This window comes from Burkholderia contaminans (assembly GCF_029633825.1).
Classification (GTDB): domain Bacteria; phylum Pseudomonadota; class Gammaproteobacteria; order Burkholderiales; family Burkholderiaceae; genus Burkholderia; species Burkholderia contaminans.
Genome location: NZ_CP090640.1, coordinates 1,233,061 through 1,258,651, shown reverse-complemented (window position 1 = coordinate 1,258,651; position 25,591 = coordinate 1,233,061). Strand labels below are relative to the sequence as shown.

Annotated in this window: 18 protein-coding genes and 3 pseudogenes; 13 read left to right on the top strand and 8 right to left on the bottom strand. The window is 68.1% G+C overall.

The features are described 5' to 3' along the window. Window positions 1-30: 30 nt before the first annotated feature. Together LXE91_RS05830 and LXE91_RS05825 are read right to left on the bottom strand one after the other, a co-directional pair. On the bottom strand, window positions 31-855 hold the full coding sequence (locus LXE91_RS05830; RefSeq protein ID WP_039346841.1) for a Cof-type HAD-IIB family hydrolase: 825 nt from the start codon (window positions 853-855) through the stop codon (window positions 31-33). A gap of 136 nt (window positions 856-991) precedes the next feature. After that, window positions 992-1,865: pseudogene (locus LXE91_RS05825) on the bottom strand (glucosamine kinase nucleotide-binding domain-containing protein). A 150-nt stretch (window positions 1,866-2,015) separates the two neighbouring features. Between LXE91_RS05825 and LXE91_RS05820 the strand changes: the two are divergent. Next, window positions 2,016-2,618, top strand: a complete 603-nt coding sequence (locus tag LXE91_RS05820; RefSeq protein ID WP_039346845.1) for a DNA-3-methyladenine glycosylase I — start codon at window positions 2,016-2,018, stop codon at window positions 2,616-2,618. A gap of 365 nt (window positions 2,619-2,983) precedes the next feature. Here LXE91_RS05820 and rpsU read toward each other — a convergent pair whose 3' ends face one another. Further along, window positions 2,984-3,196 (bottom strand): 30S ribosomal protein S21, encoded by a 213-nt coding sequence (rpsU, locus tag LXE91_RS05815; RefSeq protein ID WP_006401410.1) that lies wholly within the window; start codon window positions 3,194-3,196, stop codon window positions 2,984-2,986. Between the two features lie 543 nt (window positions 3,197-3,739). Between rpsU and LXE91_RS05810 the strand changes: the two genes are divergently transcribed. From LXE91_RS05810 to LXE91_RS05800, 3 genes are all read left to right on the top strand, one after another. After that, window positions 3,740-4,558, top strand: coding sequence for a flagellin domain-containing protein (locus LXE91_RS05810; RefSeq protein WP_039346846.1), 819 nt, complete (start codon window positions 3,740-3,742; stop codon window positions 4,556-4,558). 193 nt (window positions 4,559-4,751) lie between these two features. Then, complete coding sequence (gene fliD, locus LXE91_RS05805) at window positions 4,752-6,170, top strand: flagellar filament capping protein FliD (protein ID WP_039346847.1); 1,419 nt, start codon at window positions 4,752-4,754, stop codon at window positions 6,168-6,170. Window positions 6,171-6,198: 28 nt separating this feature from the next. After that, complete coding sequence (locus LXE91_RS05800) at window positions 6,199-6,495, top strand: flagellar protein FliT (protein WP_039346848.1); 297 nt, start codon at window positions 6,199-6,201, stop codon at window positions 6,493-6,495. Between the two features lie 255 nt (window positions 6,496-6,750). On the opposite strand, the gene LXE91_RS05795 is transcribed toward LXE91_RS05800, so the two are convergent. From LXE91_RS05795 to LXE91_RS05785, 3 genes are all read right to left on the bottom strand, one after another. Continuing rightward, window positions 6,751-9,237, bottom strand: coding sequence for a tetratricopeptide repeat protein (locus LXE91_RS05795; protein ID WP_039346850.1), 2,487 nt, complete (start codon window positions 9,235-9,237; stop codon window positions 6,751-6,753). Then, entirely contained in the window at window positions 9,234-11,432 is a 2,199-nt protein-coding gene (locus LXE91_RS05790) for a tetratricopeptide repeat protein (protein WP_039351296.1), read from the bottom strand. The genes LXE91_RS05795 and LXE91_RS05790 overlap by 4 nt, the downstream gene beginning before the upstream one ends. Before the next feature lie 241 nt (window positions 11,433-11,673). Further along, a complete protein-coding gene (locus LXE91_RS05785; protein WP_039351299.1) occupies window positions 11,674-13,461 on the bottom strand; it encodes an O-linked N-acetylglucosamine transferase, SPINDLY family protein in 1,788 nt (595 codons plus the stop codon). Between the two features lie 406 nt (window positions 13,462-13,867). Between LXE91_RS05785 and LXE91_RS05780 the strand changes: the two genes are divergently transcribed. Genes LXE91_RS05780 through LXE91_RS05755 form a run of 6 tightly spaced genes read left to right on the top strand, consistent with a single transcriptional unit; the run spans window position 13,868 to window position 22,000 of the window. Next, window positions 13,868-14,653 (top strand): class I SAM-dependent methyltransferase, encoded by a 786-nt coding sequence (locus tag LXE91_RS05780; protein ID WP_039351301.1) that lies wholly within the window; start codon window positions 13,868-13,870, stop codon window positions 14,651-14,653. Beyond that, on the top strand, window positions 14,650-16,035 hold the full coding sequence (locus LXE91_RS05775) for an NAD(P)/FAD-dependent oxidoreductase (RefSeq protein ID WP_039351302.1): 1,386 nt from the start codon (window positions 14,650-14,652) through the stop codon (window positions 16,033-16,035). Before LXE91_RS05780 ends, LXE91_RS05775 begins: the two co-directional genes overlap by 4 nt. After that, complete coding sequence (locus LXE91_RS05770; protein ID WP_095145721.1) at window positions 16,032-16,754, top strand: WbqC family protein; 723 nt, start codon at window positions 16,032-16,034, stop codon at window positions 16,752-16,754. The genes LXE91_RS05775 and LXE91_RS05770 overlap by 4 nt, the downstream gene beginning before the upstream one ends. A gap of 10 nt (window positions 16,755-16,764) precedes the next feature. Then, window positions 16,765-17,412 carry a class I SAM-dependent methyltransferase gene (locus LXE91_RS05765; protein WP_039352185.1) on the top strand — a complete coding sequence of 216 codons (648 nt, stop codon included), beginning with the start codon at window positions 16,765-16,767 and terminating at the stop codon, window positions 17,410-17,412. Window positions 17,413-17,471: 59 nt separating this feature from the next. Next, entirely contained in the window at window positions 17,472-18,629 is a 1,158-nt protein-coding gene (gene rffA, locus LXE91_RS05760; protein ID WP_039351306.1) for a dTDP-4-amino-4,6-dideoxygalactose transaminase, read from the top strand. 2 nt (window positions 18,630-18,631) lie between these two features. Then, window positions 18,632-22,000, top strand: a complete 3,369-nt coding sequence (locus LXE91_RS05755) for a glycosyltransferase family protein (RefSeq protein WP_039351308.1) — start codon at window positions 18,632-18,634, stop codon at window positions 21,998-22,000. A 70-nt stretch (window positions 22,001-22,070) separates the two neighbouring features. Here the strand turns inward: LXE91_RS05755 and LXE91_RS05750 are convergent. Both LXE91_RS05750 and LXE91_RS05745 read right to left on the bottom strand, forming a co-directional pair. Next, window positions 22,071-23,620: pseudogene (locus tag LXE91_RS05750) on the bottom strand (TIGR04222 domain-containing membrane protein). Window positions 23,621-23,774: 154 nt separating this feature from the next. Further along, window positions 23,775-24,104: a helix-turn-helix domain-containing protein gene (locus LXE91_RS05745; protein WP_039351312.1), complete on the bottom strand. Its 330-nt coding sequence runs from the start codon at window positions 24,102-24,104 to the stop codon at window positions 23,775-23,777. Window positions 24,105-24,591: 487 nt separating this feature from the next. Here LXE91_RS05745 and LXE91_RS05740 point away from each other — a divergent pair. The 3 genes and pseudogenes from LXE91_RS05740 (at window position 24,592) to LXE91_RS05730 (ending at window position 25,520) form a co-directional block, all read left to right on the top strand. Then, a pseudogene (locus LXE91_RS05740) lies at window positions 24,592-24,906 on the top strand (transcriptional regulator). Continuing rightward, window positions 24,899-25,183, top strand: coding sequence for a helix-turn-helix domain-containing protein (locus LXE91_RS05735; RefSeq protein ID WP_039351314.1), 285 nt, complete (start codon window positions 24,899-24,901; stop codon window positions 25,181-25,183). The pseudogene LXE91_RS05740 and the gene LXE91_RS05735 overlap by 8 nt, the downstream one beginning before the upstream one ends. Before the next feature lie 76 nt (window positions 25,184-25,259). Then, the gene (locus LXE91_RS05730) at window positions 25,260-25,520 is read left to right on the top strand and encodes a recombinase family protein (protein WP_082139590.1); all 261 of its coding nucleotides are present in this window, start codon (window positions 25,260-25,262) and stop codon (window positions 25,518-25,520) included. The last annotated feature ends 71 nt before the right edge of the window (window positions 25,521-25,591 follow it).

Sequence of the window (25,591 nt, the reverse complement as noted above, 5' to 3'; positions counted from 1 at the left end):
CCCGTTTTTCATTTCCGCCGGGCAGGACGTTCAGGATGCGGCGACGTTGTCTTCGAGCGAGAACAGCGTGCGCAGGTGGCGGGCGACGCCCGCGTCGAAGTTGTTGCCGATCCGCGGGATGTGCGGCAGCCGCGCGACCAGGTCGGGATTCGCGTTGTTCATCATGAACGCGTGGCCGGCGGTTTCGAGCAGGTCGATATCGTTCATGTTGTCGCCGAACGCGATGCAGTGGCCGGTGTCGACGCCGAGCCGGGCCAGCACCGAGCGCAGCGCGCGGCCCTTCGACACGTTCGCGGTCATCACTTCGAGGCAGTCGGGCAGCGAGTACGTGACGTACAGCGCATCGCCGAAGCGCACGCGCATCTGCTCGGCGACGACCGCCAGATCGGCCGGATCGCCGATGTACAGCACCTTCGCGATATCCGCGCCGTCGTGCGCGGGCATGTCGATCACGTCGTAGCGGAAGCCCGAATCCTGGTGGAATTCGAGCAGGTGCGGCGCCTCGCGGTCGATCAGCCAGCCCTGGTCGGTGAACAGGTTGACGATCACGCGGCCGTGCGCGCCGACGACATCGGGCTGCACGAGGCCGCGGACGATTGCCGGATCGATGTCCTGCGCGTGGATCGTCGTGTCGTCCGGCGCATGCACGCGCGCGCCGTTCGACGTGATCAGGTACGGCCGGATGCCGAGCACGTCGCGAATGCCGGCGACGTCCGCGTAATGGCGCCCGGTGGCGATCACGAACTGCAGGCCGTCGCGCTCGAGCCGGCGGACGGTGTCGATCGTGTACGGATCGAGCTGGTGGTCGCTGTTCAGCAGGGTACCGTCGAGATCGGTGGCGATGACTTTGTACATGGGACGGAAGCGTGGCGCTCAGGGCTCTGCGGAACGGCCATTTTAACGTCGTGCCCGGTTGCCCGCCGGACGGTTCGCGGTCGATCGCCGCGAGCGGCGCGGTTGCGGCGTGCTTTCCTCCGGCGTCGAAACGCCGTCAGCTCCCCTCCTCCGCCCGCAGCGCCTGCAGCGCGAGCCGCAGCGCGCCGTGCGCGGAATCGTCGAGCGGCGCGCGCAGCCGGGCGGCATGGCGCGCCGGCACGGCCGGTGCGAGGGCGTCCGCCAATCCGCCGCACAGCGCCACCGGCAGCGCCTGCTGCGGATCGAGCGCATCGATCATCTTGCCGATCTCGTCGCCCGCCTGCGCGATCAGCGCGCCCGCGACCGGATGCGTACGATGCGCGAACACGACCGGCGCCAGCCGCGCGTAGATCGTCTGGTTCGCATCGCACGACCACTGGACGAGCGCGTCGCGATCCTGCGCGCCCGTTTCCGCGAGCAGCGCGTTGGCGAACGCGTCGCGCGGCACGCGGCCGTCGAGCGCCTGCTGTGCATACGCGAGCGCGCGCACGCCGAGCCATGCGCCGCTCGCCTCGTCGCCGGACGGGAAGCCGAAGCCGCCCGCGATCCGGCACGCGCCGGCCGCATCGAGCGCCGCCGCGATACTGCCGGTGCCGAGCGCGACGATCAGCCCCGGCGCGCCGCCGTGTGCGCCGACGACGGTCGTACTACGCGTCGCTCTCGACCGCGAGCGCGCCGAGCGGCGCCTGCGCGCGGAACGCGGCCAGCCACGCCGCATTGTTGACGCCCGCGAGCCCGCAGCCGAGTGCGCACTGCGACCAGTCGAGTGCATAACCGGCCCGTGTGAAGGCATCCGCGCAGGCCGCGCCGATCGACGCCCACGCGCGCTCGATGCCGAGCCCGAGCCCCGACGGGCCGCCGCGCCCCTGCGCGAGCTCGCGCCCGTGCCGGTCGGCCAGCACCGCGCGCGTGCCCGTGCCGCCTCCGTCGATGCCGATCGCAAAAGTAATGCCGCCATGCCTTCATCCCGCTGATTCGAACAGGCGCCAAGCTTAACCGGATCGGCGCCGCGCGCCCATCTGCCGTTCGGCCGGCTGTTCCGTGAAAAGGGCTTCCGCTATGCTGACGCGATCGAATCGATACGAAAAGCGAGGCAAGCGATGTCGCAGCGGTGCAACTGGGTGAAGACGGAAGCGGATGCTCACTATCACGATACCGAGTGGGGCGTGCCGTCGCACGACGATCGCCACCTGTTCGAAATGCTGATCCTGGAAGGCGCGCAGGCCGGGCTGTCGTGGTCGACGATCCTGAACAAGCGCGCGGGCTACCGTGAAGCCTTTGCGGATTTCGACGTCGATGCCGTCGCGCGCTTCACGCCGAAACGCATCGAGAAGCTGCTGGAGAATCCCGGCATCGTGCGCAACCGCGCGAAGGTCGAATCGGCGGTCACCAATGCGCGCGCCGTGCAGCGCATCCGCGAAGAGCACGGGTCGCTCGCCGCGTTCCTGTGGTCGTTCGTCGGCGATGCGCCGGTCCAGAACGCGTGGCAGTCGTACCGCGACGCGCCCGCGTCGACCGAGCAGTCCGACGCGCTCAGCAAGGCGTTGAAGGCGTATGGCTGCAAGTTCGTCGGTTCGACGATCTGCTATGCGCTGATGCAGGCCACCGGCATGGTCAACGATCACGAAGCTGGCTGCCCGTGCCACGCGCAATGCGCGGCGCTCGGCGGCAAGCAGCCCGCACGCCGGCGCAAGGCGGGCTGACGGCGAGCGGCCCCGGTTCGACAGGATGCGGGGCATTCGAGGTCAGGCGCCGCGCACGAGCGGGCCGGCCGCCGCTAGCGAGGCCGGATGCCCCTGCGCGCGGCATGGAACAGTTGCGCGTTCGACGGGTGTTGAAACGATGCGTGACATTCCATACCCATGCAAATGATTCCTGGTTCCGTTGGTATTCATTCGCCATGACCGTCAGCCTCGCCTGCCCTCGCGTCCGTCCACGTCGCGTGCCCGCCCGGTAGCGCGCCCCGCTCGCCCAGGCACCGGGATTTTCCCGACCCCCAAAAGCAAAACGGCGGAGCGACTTCTTTCGAAGCACGCTCCGCCGTTTCGCGGCGAACCGTAAGACGCTCTTAGTGGAGCTTCTTCGGCAGCATCTGGCTGCGCAGGCGCTTGTGCAGGCGCTTGACGGCTGCTGCCTTCTTGCGCTTGCGGACTGCGGTCGGCTTTTCGTAGGACTGGCGTTCGCGCAGTTCAGCGATCAGGCCATTTTTTTCGATAGCACGGCGAAAGCGGCGAATCGCCACTTCGAACGGCTCGTTTTCTTTCAGAAGAATCGTCGTCATGTCGTTCCTAAATTGCTTAAACGGTCAAAAACGTAGCGGCCAAGCGCCACGCACCGGCCATCCGAGCGTCCCCACAAACAGGCGAAACGAGCGGAAATACGGCCTCGGAGGCCGGAAAAGAGAGGCGGAAAGCACCGCGAGTACGCTTCACAGCCGCGTGCAGCGCCGCGTTTGACTGCCAGCAGACGTGCCGAAAACGGCAGAGGCTTGACAGAAATCTCAATTCAGCCCGCCATCATAGCAGAGAATCACAGATAAAACTATCCTTTTGCATCTTCCGGTTCGTCGCTCCGCGTGGCACGGCCGATCGCCTCGTCGAACGGGGCCGGGTGCCGCGCCTGCCCGCGGCCCGGCCGGCCAAGCCGGGCGTGCCTTTCGGCCGACCGCCATCCTTCCGTCCCGAATTTACCCAAACATCCCTCTAAAGTTTTCGCCGGGTGCCGCCGTCAACCAGGAAAGGCGGGCAGCGCCAGTCGCGATAAAGCGCAACGCCGATATCAGAACCTGTCTGTATCCCAGGCATTTTCCAAAACGAGGAAGCAAATGCTGAACATCAACACCAACATCCTTTCGCTGACGACGCAGACGAATCTGTCGGGCTCGCAAAGCGCACTGTCGCAAGCGATCAACCGCCTGTCTTCGGGCAAGCGCATCAACACCGCTGCTGACGATGCAGCAGGCCTGGCGATCTCGACGTCGCAAACGGCGGCAATCAACGCGCTGACGCAAGGTGTTGCAAACGCGAACAACGGCATCTCGATGATCCAGACCGCCAACGGCGCGCTGCAATCGACCGTCGACAACCTGCAGCGTATCCGTACGCTGGCGCAACAAGCCGGCGACGGCTCGCTGGATTCGAGCGCTCGCGCGAACCTGCAAGCTGAAGTGTCGACGCGTCTCGGCGAAATCGACCGTGTCGCATCGCAAACGACGTTCAACAGCCAGACCATCCTGGGCGGCACGGGCAGCGTCACGTTCCAGATCGGCGCAGCAGCGAACCAGGTCGTTACCGTCGACTTCGGCACGGCGAACTGGAACAGCACGGGCATGAGCGTGAACACCCTGAGCGTCGCCACCCAGTCGGGCGCGCAATCGGCGATCACGGCGATCGACGCGGCACTGAAGCAAGTCAACACGTTCCAGGCAACGCTGGGCGCAGCACAGAACACGTTCCAGGCTGCGATCTCGACGACGCAAACCCAGGCAACCAACATGACCGCCGCTCGCTCGCAGATCACCGACGCGGACTTCGCGACGGAAACGGCGAACCTGAGCAAGGCGCAAGTGCTGCAACAAGCTGGTATCTCGGTTCTGGCGCAAGCGAACTCGCTGCCGCAGCAAGTCCTGAAGCTCCTCGGCTAATCGAGCAGCACCCGCGGCGGGCCACGCGCCCGCCCGCCTCCGGGCCCGGCGGCGTCGCCATGCAACGCATCGCGATTCCGCCGAAACCGCCCGGACCAGAATTTTCCAGGGAGGCACGCCTCCCTCTTTGCATTGAACCGCGGCGCCCCGCCGCATCGCGCACGTTGATAGCGCGGACGACCGGAGCAACGGCATGGCCACCACGACCCCCGTCAGCAGCACGGACATCACTACCCTCCTGTCGCAGGCCGGACAGTCGATCATCAGCGGCGCGACCAATTCGTCGCTCGACGTCAATACGCTCGTCACGACGCTGGTGAACGCGAAGACGGCCGGGCAATTGCAGACCCTGCAGACCCGCCAGACGAACGACAATACGCAGCTGTCCGCGATCGGCCAGTTGAAGGGTGCGCTGTCCGCGCTGCAGACCGCGCTCACCGGCCTCTCGAACGGCACCACGCTCGGCAGCCTGGCCGCGACGGCAAGCGGTACCGGCATCGCGACGACGGTCACGAGCGGCAGCGGCGCGGTGGCCGGTTCGTATTCGGTCAATGTCACGCAGCTCGCGACCGCCAACAAGCTGTCGTCGGCCGGCGTGACGTCGGCGGACACGATCTCGGCCGGCTCGCTGAGCATTACGTTCGGCAGCAACCCCGCATTCAACGTCAACGTGGCGGCCGGCGCATCGCTGTCCGACATCGCGTCGTCGATCAATTCCGCATCCGGCAATGCCGGCGTCACCGCGTCGGTCATCACCGGTTCGGACGGCCAGCATCTCGTGATGCAGTCGAACGCCACCGGCGCGGCCAACACGATCTCGATCTCGGGCACGGGCGTCAATTCGAAACTGACGTCGGGCTACTCGACGGTCACGCCGGCCGCCGACGCGAAGCTGACGATCGACGGCACGCCGGTGTCGAGCGCGTCGAACAACGTGTCGGGCGCGCTGACGGGCGTCACGCTGGCGCTGTCGCAGGCCGCCGTCGGCACGACGCAAACCGTCACGCTGTCGCAGGACACGGCAGCGGCGACGACCGCGATCACCAATTTCGCGACCGCGTATACCAACTTCGTGAATACCGCGAAGTCGCTGACGAGCTACGACCCGACCGCGAAGACCGCCGGCCCGCTGCTCGGCGACGCGATGATGAACACGATCAGGAACACGCTCGCGACAACGCTCAGCAGCGGCGTCACGACGGGCGGCACGACCTATGCGCTCGGCAGCATCGGCATCAACGTGGACTCGACCGGCGCGATGTCGGTCGACACCGCCGCGCTGACCACCGCGCTCAAGTCGAACGGTTCCGCGGTGGCGGCGATCTTCAACCAGACGAACGGCATCGCCCAGGCGCTCAATGCGAACATCAACACGTACACGCAGACGTCCGGCCTGATCGACCAGCGCACTACCGCGATCAATGCCGACCTGACGAGCGTGCAGAATCAGGCCACGCAGCTGCAGACCTACTCGAGCCAGCTGACCACGCAATACACCGCGCAGTTCACCGCGCTGAACACGCTGATGGCGCAGATGGCGAACAACACCCGCTACCTGACCCAGCTGTTCGGCGGCCAGAACAGCGCCGGCGCGATGGCCACCAACAAGTAAGTCGCAACCGCACCGAACGGAACTGACCATGACGAACGACACCCTGTCCCGCGCCTTCGACCTGACCCGCGCCATGCAGTCGGCGGCCGACGCACGCGACTGGGTGCGCGTCGCGGCCCTCGTCGACGAACGCTCGCCACTGCTGATGAACCTGTCCGGCGAGCAGACGCCAGAGGCACTGGACCGCGTGCGGCAGATCATGGCGATCGACGCGTCGATCACCGAGCATGCGCAGACGGACCGTGACCGCCTGGCTGCGGAATTCGCGCAGTCGCAGGAGCGGATCAAGGCCGCGAGCCAGTACCAGAAGGCCGGCATGCTGTGACCGGCCGGGCGTCTTGCCCGCCGTGCATTTCGAATAAAATTTCGAATTAAAAGACGCCGCCAGTCGAGCGGTCCGTTGTCGCCGTACCGTCGAGCCGCTTCAATGCGGCTTTTTTTTTCGCCTGGAGGCGGGAGCGCGAGCCGGATCGCGCCGGCTACGCCCGCGTCGCCCGCTCGACGGCCGCGTCGATCATGCTCGGGCGGCCGGCCCGACGATGCGCGAGCGCGGCTTCCAGCCGCGGCGCGATCCCGCTCGTCACGCGTCCCGGGGCGCCGTGTCGCCGGCCGCGTAGCTGGCCCACATGCCGTGCAGCGCGTCCTCGAGGTTGCGTGCGAAGCGCGACGCATCGCACAGCGGCGACGCCAGCGCGCGCTCGCGCAGCGTTGCACGCAGCGTCGCCAGCCCGTCGCGGTCGCGCGCGAACGCAACGGCCTTCGCGAGGTACGCCGCCTCGTCTTCCGCGATCCATTCTCCCATGCCCGCCGCGTGCAGCAGGCTCTCGCAAATGTGCGTGACGAAGCGGCTGCCCTTCATCCCGAGCACCGGCACGCCCATCCACAGCGCTTCGGCGGTGGTCGTGCCGCCCGGGTACGGGAACGGGCTCAGCGCGATGTCGATGCGGTTATACGCGGCGAAATACTCCGCACGCGGCGAGCCGCCCTCGAGGATCAGCCGATCCGGGCCGATGCCATGCCGTGCAAAGCGGTCGAGCGTCGCCTGGTTCACGTCGCCGGCGCCGAGTTCATGGGCCTTCAGCAGGAGGCGTGCGTCCGGCAGCGCGTGCAGGATGCGCGACCACAGCGCGACGACCGCGTCGCTGATCTTGATCAGCTTGCCGAAGCAGCCGAACGTGACGCCGCCATGAGCCGCCATCGGCAGCGGGCCGACCGCGATATCGTACGGAGGCGGCGTGAAGCACAGGTAGCTGTCCGGCAGCCGCCACGGCCGTTCGGTGAAGTGATGCGCCTCGTCGGCCGGCAGCGTATGCGCATCGCCGATGAAATAGTCGATCGCGCGGCAACCGGTCGTCGCGAAGAAACCGAGCCAGCTCGCCTGCACCGGCGCGGGCTTGTGCCCGAAGATCGGCAGGCCGCTCCAGTTGGTGTGTCCTGCCATATCGATCAGGATGTCGATGCCGTCGTCGCGAATCAGTTGCGCGGCCTCCTCGCGGCCCAGGCTGACCACCTTCTTCCAGCTCGCGAAGTTCGGCCTGAGCCGCGTGGTCACGTCGTCCTCGCCGACGAACGTCACATACGCATGCGGCTCGATGCGCGACCGGTCGATCCGCGCGAGCACGCTTTCAAGGAAGATGCCGACCGGGTGCTGCCGCAGGTCGCCCGACACGAAGCCGACGCGCAGCGGCCGCCCCTGCGCCTGCGCGACACGCTGCGCGCGATCGTGCTCGAACGGATGCGCGTCGCGCTCGAGATGTTCGCCGTAGCGGCGCGCTTCAGCGACCCACTCCTGCGGTTCGAACGCGGGCGAACTCGACATGTTGAACAGCATCCGCGAGTACGCGCGATGCAGGTCGTGCCGGATCGCCGAGCGGAACGCATCCAGCGCGCCGGCGAGATCCCCTTTCGCCCACAGGATGTCGCCGAGCGTCATCTGGACCTTCAGCGGATCGATGCCGAGCGCCCGCGCGATCTCGGTGTGCTTCATCGCCTCGTCGAGCTTCTCGAGCCGAAACAGCGCGGCGGCGAGGTTGTGATGCGCGTCGGCATCGTCCGGGTTCAGGTCGATCGCATGCCGGTGGCTCAACTCCGCGGCGGCCAGCAAGTTGAGGTTGTGATACGCGAAGCCAAGGAAGTTGTATGCGTCGGCCAGTTCGGGATCGAGCTCGATCGCACGCCGGCACACCTGCACCGCCTGCCCGTATTCGCCCTGCTGGTTGCGCAAATCGCCGAGCCACGCCCATGCCTGTGCATACGCGGGGTCGATCGCGACCGCCTGCTCGAGCAGTTCGAGCGCCTTGTCGAAATCGCCGATGCGCTGCAGCAGCCTTGCCAGTACGCAGTGCGCGTGCGCGTCGCCCGGATCGAGCCCCTCGCGCGCATGGTCGACCGCACCCCGCAGATCACCTGCCGCGCGCAGCGTCGCGCTCAACCCCTGGTGCGCGACGCGGAAGCCCGGTTGCAGCGCGATGGCGCGACGATAGGCATCCGCAGCGTCGTCGAATTTCTCCTGCGCATGCAGTGCGTTGCCGAGATTGCAGTACGCATCCGCGTATTGCGGCTGGTGCGCGACCGCCTTCGCGTAGCTCGCGGCCGCCGCTTCGTGCTCGCCCAGATCCTGCAGCGCGTTGCCGAGGTTGTTGTACGCCTGCGCGTAACCGGGCCGCAGTTCGATCGCGCGCGCGCAGCTCTCCATCGCAGCCGCCGGCTCGCGCGCGTCGCGCAATGCATTGCCGAGGTTGTTGTGCGCCTCCGGGTAGTCCGGCCGCAGCGCCACCGCGCGCCGGTAGCGCGCGATCGCGTCGTCGAGCCGGCCGCTTTCGCGCAGCATGTTGCCCAGGTTGTTGAAGTACGACGCGTCCGGCCGCTCGACGAGCGATTGCTCCATCAGCGCGAGCCCTGCGTCGTACTGCTTCAGCTGGCACGCGAGCAGCCCGAGGAAATGCAGCGCATCCGGCTGGCCCGGCTGCGCGGTGAGGATCGCGTCGTACAGTGTCTTCGCTTCCGCGAGACGCCCCGCCTGATGATGCGCAAGCGCGGACTGCAGCGTGTCGTGGATATCGTTCATGCTTCCTGCTCCGAGTTTGTATACCGTTGCCACATGGCGAGGAACGCCGCTTCGAGATGCGCGGCGAACCGGCGCGCGTCGCACAGCGGCGATGCGAGCAGCTGCGCGCGCAGGCCGGCGCGCAGCGCCGCAAGCTGCTCGCGATCGCGCACCGCCGCGATCGCCTTCGCGACATAGGTGTCCTCGCCGTCAGCGACCCATTCGCCCATGCCCGCCGCGTGCAGCACGCTTTCGCAGATGTGCGTGACGAACCGGCTGCCCTTCATCCCGAGCACCGGTACGCCCATCCACAGCGCTTCGGCCGTGGTCGTGCCGCCCGGGTACGGGAACGGGCTCAGCGCGACGTCGATGCGGTTGTATGCGCCGAAGTATTCCGCGCGCGGCGAACCGCCCTCGAGGATCAGCCGGTCCGCGTCGATGCCATGCCGCGCGAAGCGCGCGGCGGTCGCGTCGCACACGCCCTCGCGGCCGAGCTCGTGCGCCTTGAGCAGCAGCCGCGCGTCCGGCAGCGCGTGCAGGATGCGCGACCATGCGCGCACGACGTCGTCGCCGATCTTCACGAGCTGGCCGAAGCAACCGAACGTCGGATGGCCGCTCGCCGCCATCGGCAGCGGGCCGACCTCGACGTCGCAGGCCGGCGGCGTGAAGCACAGGAAGCTGTCCGGCAGCCGCCACGGCTTCTCGACGAAGTGATGCGCTTCGGCGTCCGGCAGCGTGTAGCGGTCGCCGATGAAGTAGTCGATCGCGTCGCAGCCGGTCGACGCGAAGAAGCCGAGCCAGCTCGCCTGCACCGGCGCGGGTTTCCAGCCGAACACGGGAAGCCCGCTCGACTGCGTATGGCCCGCGAGGTCGACGAGGACGTCGATTTCGTCGTCGAGAATCATCCGCGCGGCCGCCTCCGGACCCAGCGCGGCGATGGAGCGCCAGCCGTTCGCGTGCGGCTTCAGTTTCGCGGTGATCGCGTCCTCCTCGTCCGTGGTCACGTACACGCGCAGGTCGATGCGCGTGCGCTCGAGGTGCGCAAGCACGCTTTCCAGAAAGATGCCGACCGGGTGCAGGCGCAGGTCGCCGGACACGAAGCCGACACGCAGCGGCCGCCCTTGTGCGCGCACGGCCCGCTCGCGCGGATCGTGCGCATGGCGCGTCGAACGCGCGGCCAGGTGCCGGCCGTAGCGCCTCGCGTCGGCCAGGTAGTCGGCGGGGTTCACGCACGCGGACGCCGCCGCGCTGAACAGCAGCCGGTTCAGCACGGTCGCCGCGACGTCGTCGGCGGCGTCGCGCACCAGCGCGAGCGCCTCGCGATACGCGTGGACCGCGGCATCGACGTTGCCCTGCGCGCGCAGGATGTCGCCGAGATTGACGTGCATCAACACGGCCGGCGGGCCGGCCTGCAACGCCTGCCTGCAATACACGAGCGCCTCGTCGAGCCGCTGCAGCTTCAGCAGCACGACGGACAGGTTGTGACACGCGCCGGCGTCCGCCGGATTGAGCGTGACGGCCGTGCGATGGCTGGCCTCGGCCGCGTCGAGCCGGTCCAGTCCGTGATACGCGTTGCCCGCGTGGTTGTGCGCTTCGGCGAGGTTCGGCGCGAGCCGGATCGCGTCCAGCGCATGCGTGAGCGCCTCCGCGCAGCGCAGCTGCTTGTGACGCACGGCGCTCAGGTTCGCGTGGGCCATCGCCATCGATGCGTCCAGCTCGATCGCGCGGACGTAATGCGTGGCGGCGCCGTCGAGGTCGCCCAGATCCTGCAGCGCGTTGCCGAGGTTGTTGTACGCCTGCGCGTAACCGGGTCGCAGCTCGATCGCGCGCGCGCAGCTCTCCATCGCAGCCGTCGGCTCGCGCGCGTCGCGCAATGCATTGCCGAGGTTGTTGTGCGCCTCCGGGTAGTCCGGCCGCAGCGCCACCGCGCGCCGGTAGCGCGCGATCGCGTCGTCGAGCCGGCCGCTTTCGCGAAGCATGTTGCCCAGGTTGTTGAAGTACGACGCGTCCGGCCGCTCGACGAGCGAATGCTCCATCAGCGCAAGCCCCGCGTCGTACTGCTTCAGCTGGCACGCGAGCAGCCCGAGGAAATGCAGCGCGTCCGGCTGGCCCGGCTGCGCGGTGAGGATCGCGTCGTACAGCGTCTTCGCTTCCGCGAGATGCCCCGCCTGATGATGCGCGAGCGCCGCCTGCAATGCCTGTCCTGTTCCGTCCATCTCGTTTGCCCTGCTAATTACGGATGCGGTTCGCGTCCGAAGTCGATCAGCCTGCCGCCGTGACCCATCGTCACGGCCAGCGCCGCCATCCCATCGCATGCCATCCCGACGACGGTGTCGCGCACGCGCCACCGGTCGGAACGACGATCACGTCGGCCGGCGCGGTGTTCAGCGCGAGGGGCGCCATGTTCCGCTTGCCGCCGGCGTCGGAATACCCACGCACGTCACGTCGTGAGCGGCCTCACACGGATGCGACCGGCGCGGCTTCGACGTGCTGCGCCCACATGCCGTGCAGTGCGTCCTCGAAGTGGCGCGCGAAGCGGGGCGCGTCGCACAGCGGCGATGCGAGCACCTGCTCGCGCAGCGTCGTGCGCAGCGCCGCCAGCCCGGCGGGCTGGCCGACCTGCGCGACGGCCTTCGCGACGTACGCGTCGTCGTCGTCCGCGATCCACTCGGGCAGCCGCGCCGCATGCAGCAGGCTCTCGGGGATGTGCGACAGGAAGCGCTCGCCGCGCCGGCACAGCACGGGCACGCCCATCCACAACGCTTCGGCGGTCGTCGTGCCGCCCGGATACGGGAACGGGCTCAGCATCAGGTCGACGCGCCGGTACGCGGCCAGGTATTCGGCGCGCAGCGAGCGGCCTTCGAGGATCAGGCGCTGCGCGTCGATGCCGTGCGCCGCGAAGCGCGTGGCAAGCGCCTGCTGCTGGTGAGGATCGTCGAGATGCTCCGCCTTCACGAACAGCTTCGCGCCCGCGACCGATTGCAGCACGCGCGACCAGACCGCGACGACGTGATCGGTGATCTTCGCGAGCTTGCCGAAATAGCCGAAGGTCGGATGGCCGCTCGCGAGCATCGGCAGCGCGCCGACGTCGACAGGCTCGGCCGGCGGCGTGAAGCAAAGATAGCTGTCCGGCAGATGCCACGGCCGCTCGGTGAAATGCGCGGCCTCGGCGGGCGGCAGCACGTGACGGTCGCCGATCACGTAGTCGATCGCGCGCACGCCGGTGCTCGCGAAATAACCGGGCCAGCTCGCCTGCAGCGGCGCGGGCTTCCACGCGAACAACGGCAGGCGGTTGTAGACCGTGTGGCCCGCCGCGTCGAGCAGCACGTCGATGCGGTCCGCGCGGATACGCGCGGCCGCCGCTTCGTCGCTCAGGCCGGCAATGCAGGTCCACGTCGCGAAGGCCGGCTTGATGCGGGCGGTCACGTCGTCCTCGAGGTCGCGCGTCGGGTACGCATGCATCTCGATCCGGTTCGCGTCGAGGTGCTTCAGCATGCTCTCGATGAAATAGCCGACCGGATGCGCCTTCAGGTCGCCCGACACGATGCCGACCTTGAGCGGCCGCCCGGCGCGGGCGGTCAGGTCGACGAGCCAGTTCGTCCACGGCGTCGCGCACCGCGTGACGACTTCGTCGTAGCGCGCGGCCTCGGCGAGATAGGCGTCGTGGTCGAACGCTTCGCTGCAGTGGCTCGCGAACAGCAGGTTGCTGCGCGGCTCCGGCAGTTCGGGGCGCAGCGCGACCGCGTGCCGGTAAGCCTCGAGCGCGGCCGGAATCTCGTTCAGGTCGAACAGCGCATTCGCAAGGTTGTTGTAGGCCTGGCCGTTGTCCGGCTTCAGCGCGATGGCCTGGCAGAACGCATCGACGGCCGCGCGGGCGTCGCCGGCGAGCCGCAGTGCGTTGCCGACGTTGTTGTACGCATCGACGTAGTCGGGTCGCAGCTCGATGGCGAGACGGAAGCACTCGGCGGCGGCGGCGTGACGGTTGTCCGCCTGCATCACGTTGCCGAGGTTGTAGTAATAGATCGCGTCCGGCTTGACCTCGATCGCCGCCATGATCAGGTCGGATGCCTCCTGATAGCGCCCGTACTGATGGCCGATCAGGCCGAGGAGGTGAAGCGCGTCCGCGTGCCGGGGATCGGTGTCGAGGATCCGCCGGTACAGCGTCTCGGCCTCTTCCAGCCGGTCGGCCTGATGGTGCGCCAGCGCCTGTTCGATCGTGGCGGCGGCGGGGGAGGTGGGCATCATGAGCTAAGTCGTCCTGGTAGCCAATACGGGATTCGAATCGCGGCCGGCGCCGCCGCGTCGGCGCACGCCTTCGCCCGCGGACGCACGCACCGACGGTCTCCGACGTGTCCGAATTCTCCCCGCGCACGCCGCGTTCCAATCTGGCGAGCAGGTGCTGGAATTGGTCGCTATTCCCGCTACTGCGAGCCGCACCCGCGGGCGCCCGGAATTCGCGCCGGATGCCCGCGAATCCATCGAAATGCGGGGTGAAACCACCCGCTAATCCGACATTCGATCCTGGCGGCGCTCGCTAGACTTGATCGCAGAAAGATGCCCGACCTGCGACGCTCGGACGGTTGCGCATTCCGATGCCACCGCGCCGACGCGCGCTCGTCCGGTCACACCCTTTGTGCCTGGAGCCCTGTGTATGCACGAATCAGCGATCATCACCAACGCAGATGGCGATCAGCTCGCGGCGCGCCGCGAACTGTTCGACCTGATGCAGACCTACCCCGCGACGCGCGAGGAACTGGAACGGTCGCTCGGCCTGTTCGTGCGCGGCTCGCTCCTCGCACGCATTCTCGCGACCTTCGAAATCTATCAAAAAATCGTGCCGCTGCCGGGCGCGATCCTCGATCTCGGCACGTGGCGCGGGCAGACCGCCGTGCTGTGCGAGAACTTCCGCGCGATTCTCGAGCCGCTGAACTTCCAGCGCCGCATTCACGCTTTCGATACGTTCACGGGCTACACGGGCTTCGCCGAGCACGACACGCGCGACCGCAAGCTGTTCTCCGACGGCACGTACTCGCTGTCCGGCGAGTACGCCGACTTGCTGCGCAAACTGCTGAACCTGCACGAGCGCAGCAACGCGATGGGGCACGTGCATGACAAGCACCACGTGTGGGAAGGCGACTGCCGCGACACGCTGGCGGCGTTCGGCGAAGCGCATCCCGGCGAGATGGTCGCGCTTGCGTGGTTCGACCTGAACGTGATCGAGCCGACCCGGCACGCGTTCGACGCGGTGATGGAGCGGCTGGTGCCCGGCGGCATCGTCGCGTTCTGGCAGCTCACCCGCGGCGGCCAGCTGCCCGCGGAAGGCATCCATTACCTGCGCGACCTGCTCGGCAACCGTCCGCACCAGATCCACAAGGCCGCGGCCTATCCGTCGCTCTGCTACCTGTCATTCCCCGAAGGCGGGGGCGCACGCAAATGAAGATCGCAATCCTCGGCAACGGCATTCTCGGCCTGATGACGGCCCGCGCATGGCAGCAGGCCGACCCGGGCGTCGAGCTCGTGATCGTCGGCCACGCGCATCGGCCCGGCTCGGCCACGCGCGCTGCGGCGGCGATGCTCAATTCGTTTACCGAACTGGAAGGCGATTCGCTCGGCACGCCGATCGACCGCTTCAAGTTCGAGCTGAGCCGCGGCGCGACGGCGGCCTGGCCCGCCGTATTCGCTGAAATCTGCACGCCGGAGCGCGCGATCGCGTACGGCTTCGGCACCTTCGTGCTGAACAATGCCGCGACCGACGCGCTCGACGACGAGAACTTCGCGGCCATGCAGCGGTTCTGCCGCGAATTCGAGGAGCCCTGCGAGGCGGTCGATCCGTCAGGCATCCCGAACTATCATCCGGACCCGCGCTATCGCGCGCTGAAGGCGGTCTTCCTGAAGCGCGAAGGCTGGGTCAATCCGAAACAGTTTCTCGACGCGCTGACCCAGTCGGTCGCGCAAGCCGGCAACGTGCGCTTCATCGACGCCGAGGTCGAGCGGCTCGACACCGCGGCCGGACGCGTCACCGGGGCACGCCTGTCCGATGGCAGCGTGCTCGGCGCGGACCGCTTCATCCTCTGCAACGGCGCCAACGTGACGCGCGTGCTGCAGGCAAGCCTGCCCGAGCTGCCGGTGCAGCGGATGTTCTACGGCATCGGCATGTCGATCGAACTGCAGAGCAAGGAGAACGTGCACACGCACTGCGTGCGCACGACCAACCGCGGCCTCGCGTGCGGCGTGTATTCGGCGCCGCACGGGCCTGACCGGACCCTCGTCGGCGCCAGCAACTACATCAGCCCGGTGCCGCACGACCACGGCCACGCCGGCAGCGCGTACACGCTGCTCAAGTCCGCGATGGACCAGATCAACACCCGCTTCTCGCGCGCGAACCTGCTCAACGTCAACGTCGGCTGGCGGCCGACGACGTCCGACCTGTATCCGCTGTTCGGCGAAACCAGCGTGCGCGACCTGTGGATTCTCGGCGGCACCAAGCGCGACGGCTTCCACCTGTCGCCGGTGCTGTGCCGCGATCTCGTCGCGGCGATGCGCGGCGAGCCGATCGATCCGCGCTATGCGGAACTCGCGCCCGAACGCCCGCTGATCCGCAACATGACGCGCGAGGCCGCGATCGCGAAGACGGTACGTCACCAGATCAATGCCGCGTACCAGCACGACTTCGTGCCGGCGCGCAACCGCATGGTCGAGCAGCTGCAGAACGCGATACGCGCGGACCTGGAGGCGCTGCACGACAAGCTGGGCGCGACGGACTGGGGCATTCCGCCCGAGCTCGTCGACATGTACCGGTACGGCCACATTCCGGCATGAGCGGTGCGACCATGAACCGTGACGCGAAGCGGGTGGCGATCGTCCAGTCCAACTACATTCCGTGGAAGGGCTACTTCGACCTGATCGCCGCCAGCGACGAGTTCATCCTCTACGACGACGCGCAGTACACGCGCCGCGACTGGCGCAACCGCAACCAGATCAAGACGCCGCAGGGCGTGCAATGGCTGAGCGTGCCGGTGAAGGTGAAGGGCAAGTATCACCAGTCGATCCGCGAAACCGAGATCGACGGCGCCGACTGGGCACAGCTGCACTGGAAGGCCCTGCAGCAGAACTACGCGCGCGCGCCGCACTTCGCGCGCTATGCGGACGAGCTCGAAGCGCTCTACACCGGTCGCACCTACGGGATGCTGAGCGAGCTGAATGTCGCGATGCTGACGTGGGTTCTCCGGCAGCTGGAGATCGGCACGCGCGTGTCGTCGACGTCGGACTATGCGCTGCACGGCGACCGCACCGAGAAGCTGCTGAACCTGTGCGTGCAGGCGGGCGCGACCGAGTACCTGTCCGGCCCGGCCGCGCGCAGCTACCTCGACGAGAACCTGTTCGCCGATGCCGGCGTCGCGGTGAGCTGGTTCGACTATCCGGCCTATCCCGAGTATCCGCAGCAGTGGGGCGACTTCGTCCACGGCGTGACGGTGCTCGACGTGCTGTTCAACTGCGGTCCCGAAGCGCGCCGGTACGCGCTGACCTCGAAAGACTGAGGTGATGTCCATGAGCGAATCCCGGCATGCGAGCCTGCTGGAAGATGTGGCCGCGTACTACAGCGCGCGGCTGGCGGAGCACGGCGCGACCGCGCGCGGCGTCGACTGGAACGGCGAAACCGGCCAGTTCCTGCGCTTCGAGCAACTGACGAAAATCCTGCCCGCGTCCGGCGGCCACTCGGTGAACGACATCGGCTGCGGCTACGGCGCGCTGGTCGATTTCCTGAAGGCGCGCGCGCTGCCCGACGGCTTCGCGTATGCGGGCTACGACATCTCGTCCGACATGGTCGACGCCGCGCGACAGCGCTACCGCGACGACGCGAACGTGGCGTTTCATGTCGGCGCGGAGCCGCAGGCCGCGTCGGACTACGGGATCGCATCCGGCATCTTCAACGTGAGGCGCGGTCACGGCGACGACGCGTGGCTCGACTACATCCACGCGACGCTCGACACGCTGCACGCGACGAGCCGCCTGGGCTTCGCGTTCAACTGCCTGACGTCGTATTCCGATCCGCCGTTCATGCGCCCGGACCTCCTGTATTACGCGGACCCGTGCGCGCTGTTCGATCGCTGCAAGCGCCGCTATTCGCGCCACGTCGCGCTGCTGCACGACTACGGCCTGTACGAATTCACGATTCTCGTCCGCAAGGACATCTGAGCGGCGCCGCGCGCGAACCGCGCGGCCGAACGTCCCACCCCTTGACGCGGAGCCTGACCATGTTCGGCCCACCCAATCTCGACAGCATTCCGTTCGGCCGCCCGTTCGTGGTCGGCAAGGAGCTCTACTACATCGCGAAAGCGGTCGAGCAGGGCGGCCTCGCCGGCGACCAGGCGTTCACGAAGCTCTGCCACCGCTGGCTGGAAGCGCGCATCGGCTGCCAGCGCGCGCTGCTCACGCACTCGTGCACGGCAGCGCTCGAGATGGCCGCGATCCTCGCCGACGTGCAGCCCGGCGACGAAGTGATCATGCCGTCCTACACGTTCGTGTCGACCGCCAACGCGTTCGTGCTGCGCGGCGCGACGCCGGTGTTCGTCGACATCCGCCGCGACACGCTGAACCTCGACGAGACGCAGATCGCCGCCGCGATCACCCGGCGCACGCGCGCGATCGTGCCGGTGCACTACGCGGGCGTCGCATGCGACATGGACGTGATCGGGCAACTCGCGGCGGACCACGACCTGTGGGTGATCGAGGACGCCGCCCAGGCGCTGCAGTCGACGTGGAACGACAAGCCGCTCGGCAGCCTCGGCCACCTCGCGTGCCTCAGCTTCCACGAGACCAAGAACGTGATCTCGGGCGAAGGCGGCGCGCTGCTGGTCAACGACCCGCGCCTCGTCGAGCGCGCGGAGATCATCCGCGAGAAGGGCACCAACCGCAGTCAGTACTTCCGCGGACAGGTGGACAAGTACACCTGGGTCGACGTCGGCTCGTCGTTCCTGCCGGGCGAGCTGATCGCGGCGTTCCTGTACGCGCAGTTCGAGCACGCGGACGTGATCACCGCGCAGCGGCGCGCGACCGTGCAGCGCTACCAGGACGCGCTGCAGCCGCTGCACGCGGACGGGCTGATCGAGCTGCCCGCGATTTCGCTCGCCGAGCGCGGCAACGGCCACATGTTCTATTTCCTCGCACGCGACCTCGCCGAACGCACCGAGCTGCTGCAGCAGATCCGCGCGGTGGGCGTGAACGCGGTGTTCCACTACGTGCCGCTGCACAGTTCGCCGGCCGGCCAGCGCTACGGGCGCTGCGGGTCCGGCATGGCGGTGACGGATCTGGTCGCCGACCGGCTCGTCCGGCTGCCGCTTTACCACGACATGACCGAAGCCGAACAGGATCGCATCCTCGACGTGGTCTTCGATTTCTACCGCACCCGATAACGATGACGACTCCCAAACCTGGCCTCGCGCACGGCGGTTCGCGCATTTTTACGCGACTCGACCACCCGTACTACATACTCGCGCCGAATTTCCGGCAAACCTCCGGCGGGATCCGCGCGATGCACTACCTGTGCCACGTGCTGAACCTGCTCGGTCAGGAAGCGTACGTCTGCACGCCGGTCGTGCATCCCGACCTGCGCACGCCGCCGCTGACCAACGACATCGTGCAGGCGCACGCCCGCGCGAATCGCAGCCCGATCGTCGTCTACCCGGACGTCGTCACCGGCAATCCGTTCAACGCGCGCTGCGTCGTGCGCTACCTGCTGGCCGAGCCCGGCCGCATCAACGGCGAACCGATCACCCTGCAGCCGGACGACCTCATCTTCACGTTCGGGCCGTCGCTGGTGCCCGAAGAATGGAAGGCGGACCTGCTGCGCATGCCGCTGGTCGACACGCGCATCTTCAACAGCGACGGAGTCGACGACGCGCGCCGCAACGGCACGGCCGTCTTCATCAATCGCCACCTGCGGCGCGGCGGCACGCTGCATCCGGTCACCGCCGAGTCGATCGAAATCTCGACCCGCGTGCCGGAACGTTCGGCGCACGAACTCGCGGCGCTGTTCCGACAGGTCGAGTGCGTGTACATGTACGAATGGTCCACCGCCGTGTTCGAAGCGCTGCTGTGCGGCTGCCCGGTCGTGTGCATCATGAATGACGCGTCGCTGTCGGAGCCGACCCGGTGGGTGATGGACGGCAAGGGCATCGCGTGGGGGCTCGACGAACACGAGATCGCACACGCGAAGGCCACCGTTCACGAAGCGCGCAGCGTCTACCTGAAGGAGGAGGAGGCGTTCTGGCAGCAGTTGCAGCACTTCGTCGAGCGGACCCAGGCCCATGCGGACAAGCTGGATGCGCAGGCCGTCGCGACGGGCGCCGCCGCCCCGGGACAGCCCGCGTCCGCGCCGCGCTCGTGCATCGCGGTCGTCACCGCCGAAGCGGCCGACCACGCGCGCACCAGCCTGCGCTTCGCGCAGCCGTTCGCGCGGCTGGACCGCGAATGGGCGCTGACGTTCCCTGTCACGCAAGCCGGCATCGATCCCGACGCGCTGCAGCGCGCGGACCTGATCGTGCTGCAGGGCGACACGCCGGGCCTGCTGTCCGCCGCCACGCTGGAACACCTGTTCTCGCTCGGCAAGCCGGTCGTCCTTGAGATCGACGCGCCGCTCGACACGCTGCTCGCCGACATCCCCGGCGCGGCCGACAACGCGCGCCGCAAGGCAGGCATCCGCAGCGCGGTGCAGCGCGCGCATGCGATCGTCGTGCCGTCGGAAGCGCTGGTGCGGGAGTACCGTCAAGTCAACGCATCGGTCCACGTGCTGCCGACCGGCGTCGATCTCGAGCGTCTGCACCGCGCGGCGCCCGGCGTGCGCGACCACGTGAACCTTGCGGTTTCCGGCACCGGTCTCGACGGCGTGCGTCTCGAGCAGGTCCGCCACGCGCTGGCCGAGCTCCGCCGTCGGTTTCCGGGGAAGCTCCGCGTGTCGTTCGTCGGCGCGGCGCTGCCGGCCGGCTGGGACCGCGAACCGGACGTCACGCTGATTACGGAGCCCGCCCCTTACGACAGCTACGCCGACGCGCTGAAGCGCGCGGACCTCGACATCGCGCTGGTCGCGGCGCCGGTCGCGTTGCGCGACGATGCGCCGCCGCGCGCATGGCTCGAATACTCGGCGGCCGGCGCGGCCACGGTGCTCGTCGCTACGCCGGCGCAAGGCGGCCCGGTTGTCCACGGCAGCACGGGCTCGCTCGTCGCCGACACCGCCGACGCGTGGGTCGACGCGATCGCGCACCTGATCGAACATCCGCAAACCCGCGCGCAACTCGCCGCAGCCGCGCAGGATGCGATCCGCGCGCAGCACGACATCGGCCGCAACGCCGCGCGCCACGGTGCGCTGTACGCCCGGCTGCTGGCGGAGAACCGGACGCTGGCGCCCGTCGCCGCGACTGCGGACGCCGCACCGCGCCGCAAGCGCCTGGTCGTGTATTCGATCGATCCGGACGCATGCGCGTCGTCGCGCATTCGCCTCACGCTGCCGTTCGGTCTGCTGAGCGACGAATGGGAACTCGTCCCGGGCATCCGGGACGGCCAGATCGACAGCAGCGTGCTGGCCACGGCCGACGCCGTCCTGCTGCACCGGCTGACGCCCGGCCTGCTGACGGGCAACGACCTGTACACGATCTTCAAGCATGAAAAGCCGGTGATCTACGAGACCGACGACCTGCTGACCGAACTGCCGCCCGCGCATCCGCTCGCCGCGCAAGGCGGGATGGCCCGCGCGGGGATCGAACTCATGCTGCGCAACGCGGACGCCGTGATCGTATCCACGCCGTTCATCGCCAGCCGCTACCGGCTGTCGCACCCGCGCGTTCACGTGCTGCCCGACAGCGTGGACTTCGACCGGTTCTACCGCCCCGTGGCGGCGCGCGGCGACGACTGCGTGACGATCGGCATCGCCGGCGCGTCGCTGCGCGCCGACAACTTCGCGCTCGTCGACGCGGCGCTGCACGCGATCTGCGCGCGCCATCCCGGCAAGGTCAGGGTGAGTTTCGTCGGCGCGGACGTCCCGCCGGGCTGGGCCGGCCATCCGGCCGCCGCGTGCGAGCCCGAGCTTCACGACTACGACGCGCACGCACGACGCCTGCCGGAACGGCGCTGGGACATCGCGCTGCTGCCGCTCGCCGACCATGACTACAACGCCGCCACGAGCACGATCCAGTGGCAGGAATACGCGGCGGCCGGCATCCCCTCGATCGTCAGCGACCGGCCGGCCTATCGCTTCGCGCTGCACGACGGCTGCGACGGCCTGCTGGTCCCGGATGCGCCGCAGGCCTGGGTCGACGCGCTCGACCGGCTGATCGCGAACCCGGCGCTGCGCCGCGGGCTCGCGCGCACGGCGCAGGCGAAGGTCCGCAAGCATCACGCGCTGCAGCAGGCGCTGCCGCGCTATCGCCACGTGTATCAGCAGTGCATCGACAAAGGCGCTGTCGGCAACCCGCCCGGCCGGCCGGATGCGCCGATCGCCGGCGCGCTGATCCTGGACGCCGAGGGCGACCTCGACCAGGTCCGGCTGAGCCTGCAGGAAATCGCAAGGCGGCCGGAACAGGATCTGCTGGCGGTCGTGGTGACCACGTCGCAGGCGCCGCTGCCCGAATGGACCGACAAGGTGCGCTACCTGCACGCGCCCGCGCACGAGTACACGGCCACCGTCGAGCAGCTCTGCGCGCTGCCGGCGTTCGACTGGACGCTGATCGTCGAGGCGGGCGACGGGCGTGCCGCGCAGGCACGAACGCCTGCCGATGCCGCGATCGCGTAGTTCGGCGCGCGCCGTGCCGCCTGCCTGACGCTGGCGGCACGGCGCGCTATCCCGGCAGCGCGCGCTGTGCTCAGGTGCTCGAACAGCCGCCGCAACTGCTCGAGCTGCATGAGCTCGACGAACTGCACGAACTCGACGCTCCGCACGAGCTCGAACTGCTGTCCCCGGCGCCCGAGTCGGACGAACCGCTCGACCCGCCGGTTTTCACGGCGATAGGCGGCGCCATCAGCACTTTCGAATGCGCGGCCCACACGGTGCCGGCGAGCGCACCGGCGCCGAACAGCGCGGCCGTCCACAAGAGCCCGTCCGGCGTCGCGCGCTCGCCCCGGCGTTCGTCGCGGTGCGCGTCGAGCGCCGCCGGCCGCCGCGCGTCATGCCGCCGCGCCCCAGGCCGGGCAGGCGTCCGACCATGAAGTGGTACGCGACCATGAACGCCGTCATGACAATCATCAGCAGCAGCACGGGCCGGCCGCGGGTCAGGCCGACCGCGAGCTTCGCCGCGCCCGCGCCGTACACGAGCAGCAGGATCGCGCGCGCGGCCATCCGCGTCGCCCGCATCTCGCCCGGCGCCCAGAGCCAGCCTTTGCGCTGCAACGCCGCGGCGCATTCGGCTTCGCGCCACGCGAGACGCTGACGAAACGCGTGGCAGCTCGCCTCGCCGCCGGGCTGCCTCCTCAGCCATTCCCAGTCGGCGCCATAAGCGCCGGCTTGTCGCGGATCGTCGATCCGCACCCGCGCGCCGTGGGCCTTGCTCATCCGCAGCTCGATCGCACCGGCATGCGCGAGCGACAGCATCGCGACCTGCGCCATGCGCGCACCGCCGCCCGCGAGATACGCCGCTTCCTCCGCGCTCAGGTCGGGCGACGATTCGGCGGCGCGCGTTCCCCACACACGGTGGCGGTATTCGAGCCACTGCAGGCCGGCGATCAGCAGCAGCGCGGCGATGCAGAGCGGCACGTAGAACAACCCGAGAAAGTCCGGCCCCGAGAAGTCCAACACATTGAAATCGCTCGCGCTCGCGCAGGTCGCCGCGACGCTGATCGCCGCCGTCGGCCAAGCGAGCTTCGCGAAGCGCCGCCAGCGTCGCGGGCGTGCGGCGGGCTCGCTAGACGGGCCATCGCGCGGTTCTGCGCGCTGCGCGGGGGCGTCGGCGGGCACGGCCACGGGGCGCGGCCAGATCGCTTCGGGCGGCTCGCAGCCGAACAGCCTGCGGTAGCTGTCGAGCGTCTGCCGGTAGTGCCGCGCGTACTGCGCGGCCTCGTCGGGCGCGCCCGCACCCGGCACGTGATGCAGCGGCGCGCGCAGCACGTCGGCGCAGAACACGTCCCAGTATTCGCGCGTGTATTGCAGGTGCAGGTGCCAGGCGGCGTCGACCGCGTGCGACGGCGTGACCGGATGGCCGGCCGCCTGCGCGAGGAACGCGAAGCGCTTGTATTCGTCGATCACGGCCAGCGCGTGCGCATGCGACCAGCGTTCGGCTTCGGCAAGGCGCCGGCTGTACGGCAGCGGTGCATCGGGCGCGTCGGGGGAATACGCGTGCAGACGCGCAAGCAGCGCCTGCTGCGCATCAGTCAGCACGCGGGCATCGACTGCGGTCGAGGTAGACACGATGGCAGCCATCGGAAGTCGGCGCGATGCGCGGACGGCCGCCGCGATCGTCGCTTGGAGTGGTTGTTGCGGGCGATTCTCGCACAACGGCGAGGCAACACGACACCGGCACGGCGGCTGCGGCACGGGGCGCCCGGCATGCCCGGTGCGCTCGCCGGCCCGTGCGTCAGAAGTCGAGCTGCGTCAGCGTGATGCCCAGCGCTGCCGCGATCTTCCGGCGCTGCGGCTTGCGCAGCTTCTCGCGCTTCTCGCGTTTTGCGTAGTCCGAGCGACTGATGCCGAGCCGCTGCGCGACCTCGGCCCGCGTCAGCCCGAGATATTCGCGCCACGCGCGCACGGGCGAACTGCCGTCGAACACGGCGCGCGTCACGACTTCGTGCGGTACCGGAGCGGGCGTGACCCGCTGCTGCGCGACATAGTCGGCGTACGGAATCACGACGAAGGCCGGTGTGCCGTCCGGCCCGTTGATGAACTGAACGGGGAGTGATTTGCTCATGCGGTGATCGCCGCCTATGGTGCGGCGCGGCTCCTTCTCGTTTCGGTCGACATTTTCAATCCACGCTGCCGGGTGGGCTTCGAGCAGGTCGAACCGGATCGGCGGAAGATTGCGCCGGGTCGGATGCCACGCGATCGAAAACCGCCAACCGGCCGGGATATTACTGCAAACGGGAAACCGCCGAGTGTCTGAGCAGGCATGTTTTGGCGCGCCCGGCAGGGATCGAACCAGCAACCCCTGCCTTCGGAGTTTTACCGGCACCCGACGATCTCTTATAAATCAATGCCTTGCGCGGCATAGAAGAGCGCCCCGTCGAGCGCCACGCGGCCTGTGCAGGCGTACTTAAAAACCACTCGTTTTGGCGGGCAGGTGTGGAGCTGGTACAACTGCGCCCCCCTCCTCTGCAATCTCGCTCTCCCGCACTATCAGACTCCATAACCACATGAATTCGCGTTGCGATTATACGGCATTGCCGTATAATCCGCCCCTGTACACGGTCATCGAAACGGAAGTATTCCAGTGGTATGCCACTGACATCTGGCGCGATGGTGAGCGGGAAGCCTTCATCGTCTGGTTGGCCACCAATCCGCTCTCAGGGGACGTCATTCCCGGGAGTGGCGGATTGCGCAAAGTTCGGTGGTCGCGCGCCGGCATGGGTAAACGCGGTGGCGCCCGAGTCATCTATTACAACGTGCTCGACGATTGATGTATCTGGCTGCTGATCGCCTACACGAAGGCGAAATTTGACAATCTGCCGGTGGACTTCCTCAACCGGCTACGTGAAGAGGTCGAAAATGGATAAGGAACTCGAACAGTTTCAGGCCGACCTGCTGAAGTCGGTTAGCGATATGAAGGCGGGAAAACGCGCACGCGTCACCAAGGTGGAACCGACCGTAGCATCGTTGGCACGCACGAAAGTTGGTCTGTCGCAGAGCGCTTTCGCTTTACTGCTCGGGGTGTCGGTACGGACGCTGCAGGATTGGGAACAAGGGCGCCGCGAACCAACCGGCGCCGCGCAGACCTTGCTGCGAATCGCGGCGCTTCATCCCGAAGCGCTACGCGATTTGCAAGCAGCCTGACCGCAAGGTCCGCAGGCCAATAGCCTGCCACTGGCTAGCTGTATTTTCGCTGTACCGGGAAAAACGATGAAGTAAACTGGTCTTTCACCTGTTTGCCTCGCTGGCCGAGTTCGAGCGAGAGCTTGTGAGGGAGCGAAGGCGCGCCGGCCTCGATGCGGCGCGCGCTCGCGGCCGCAAGGGAGGCCGGCCGCATGCTTCGGACCCAAAGCAGCGCAAGGCTGTACTAGCGATTATGCGGAATCGGGACATGTCGATAGCGGAAATCAGCCGACACTTCGGGGTGTCGCGCTCGACCCTGTACAACATTCAGTCGGCAAGTCGAGAGATGCTCGAATAGCGCCGACGCCCCACGGGAAAATCGCGACCGCGAGTGCAACGGAAATTTCGCTCGTTGGTACCGGATTCAGG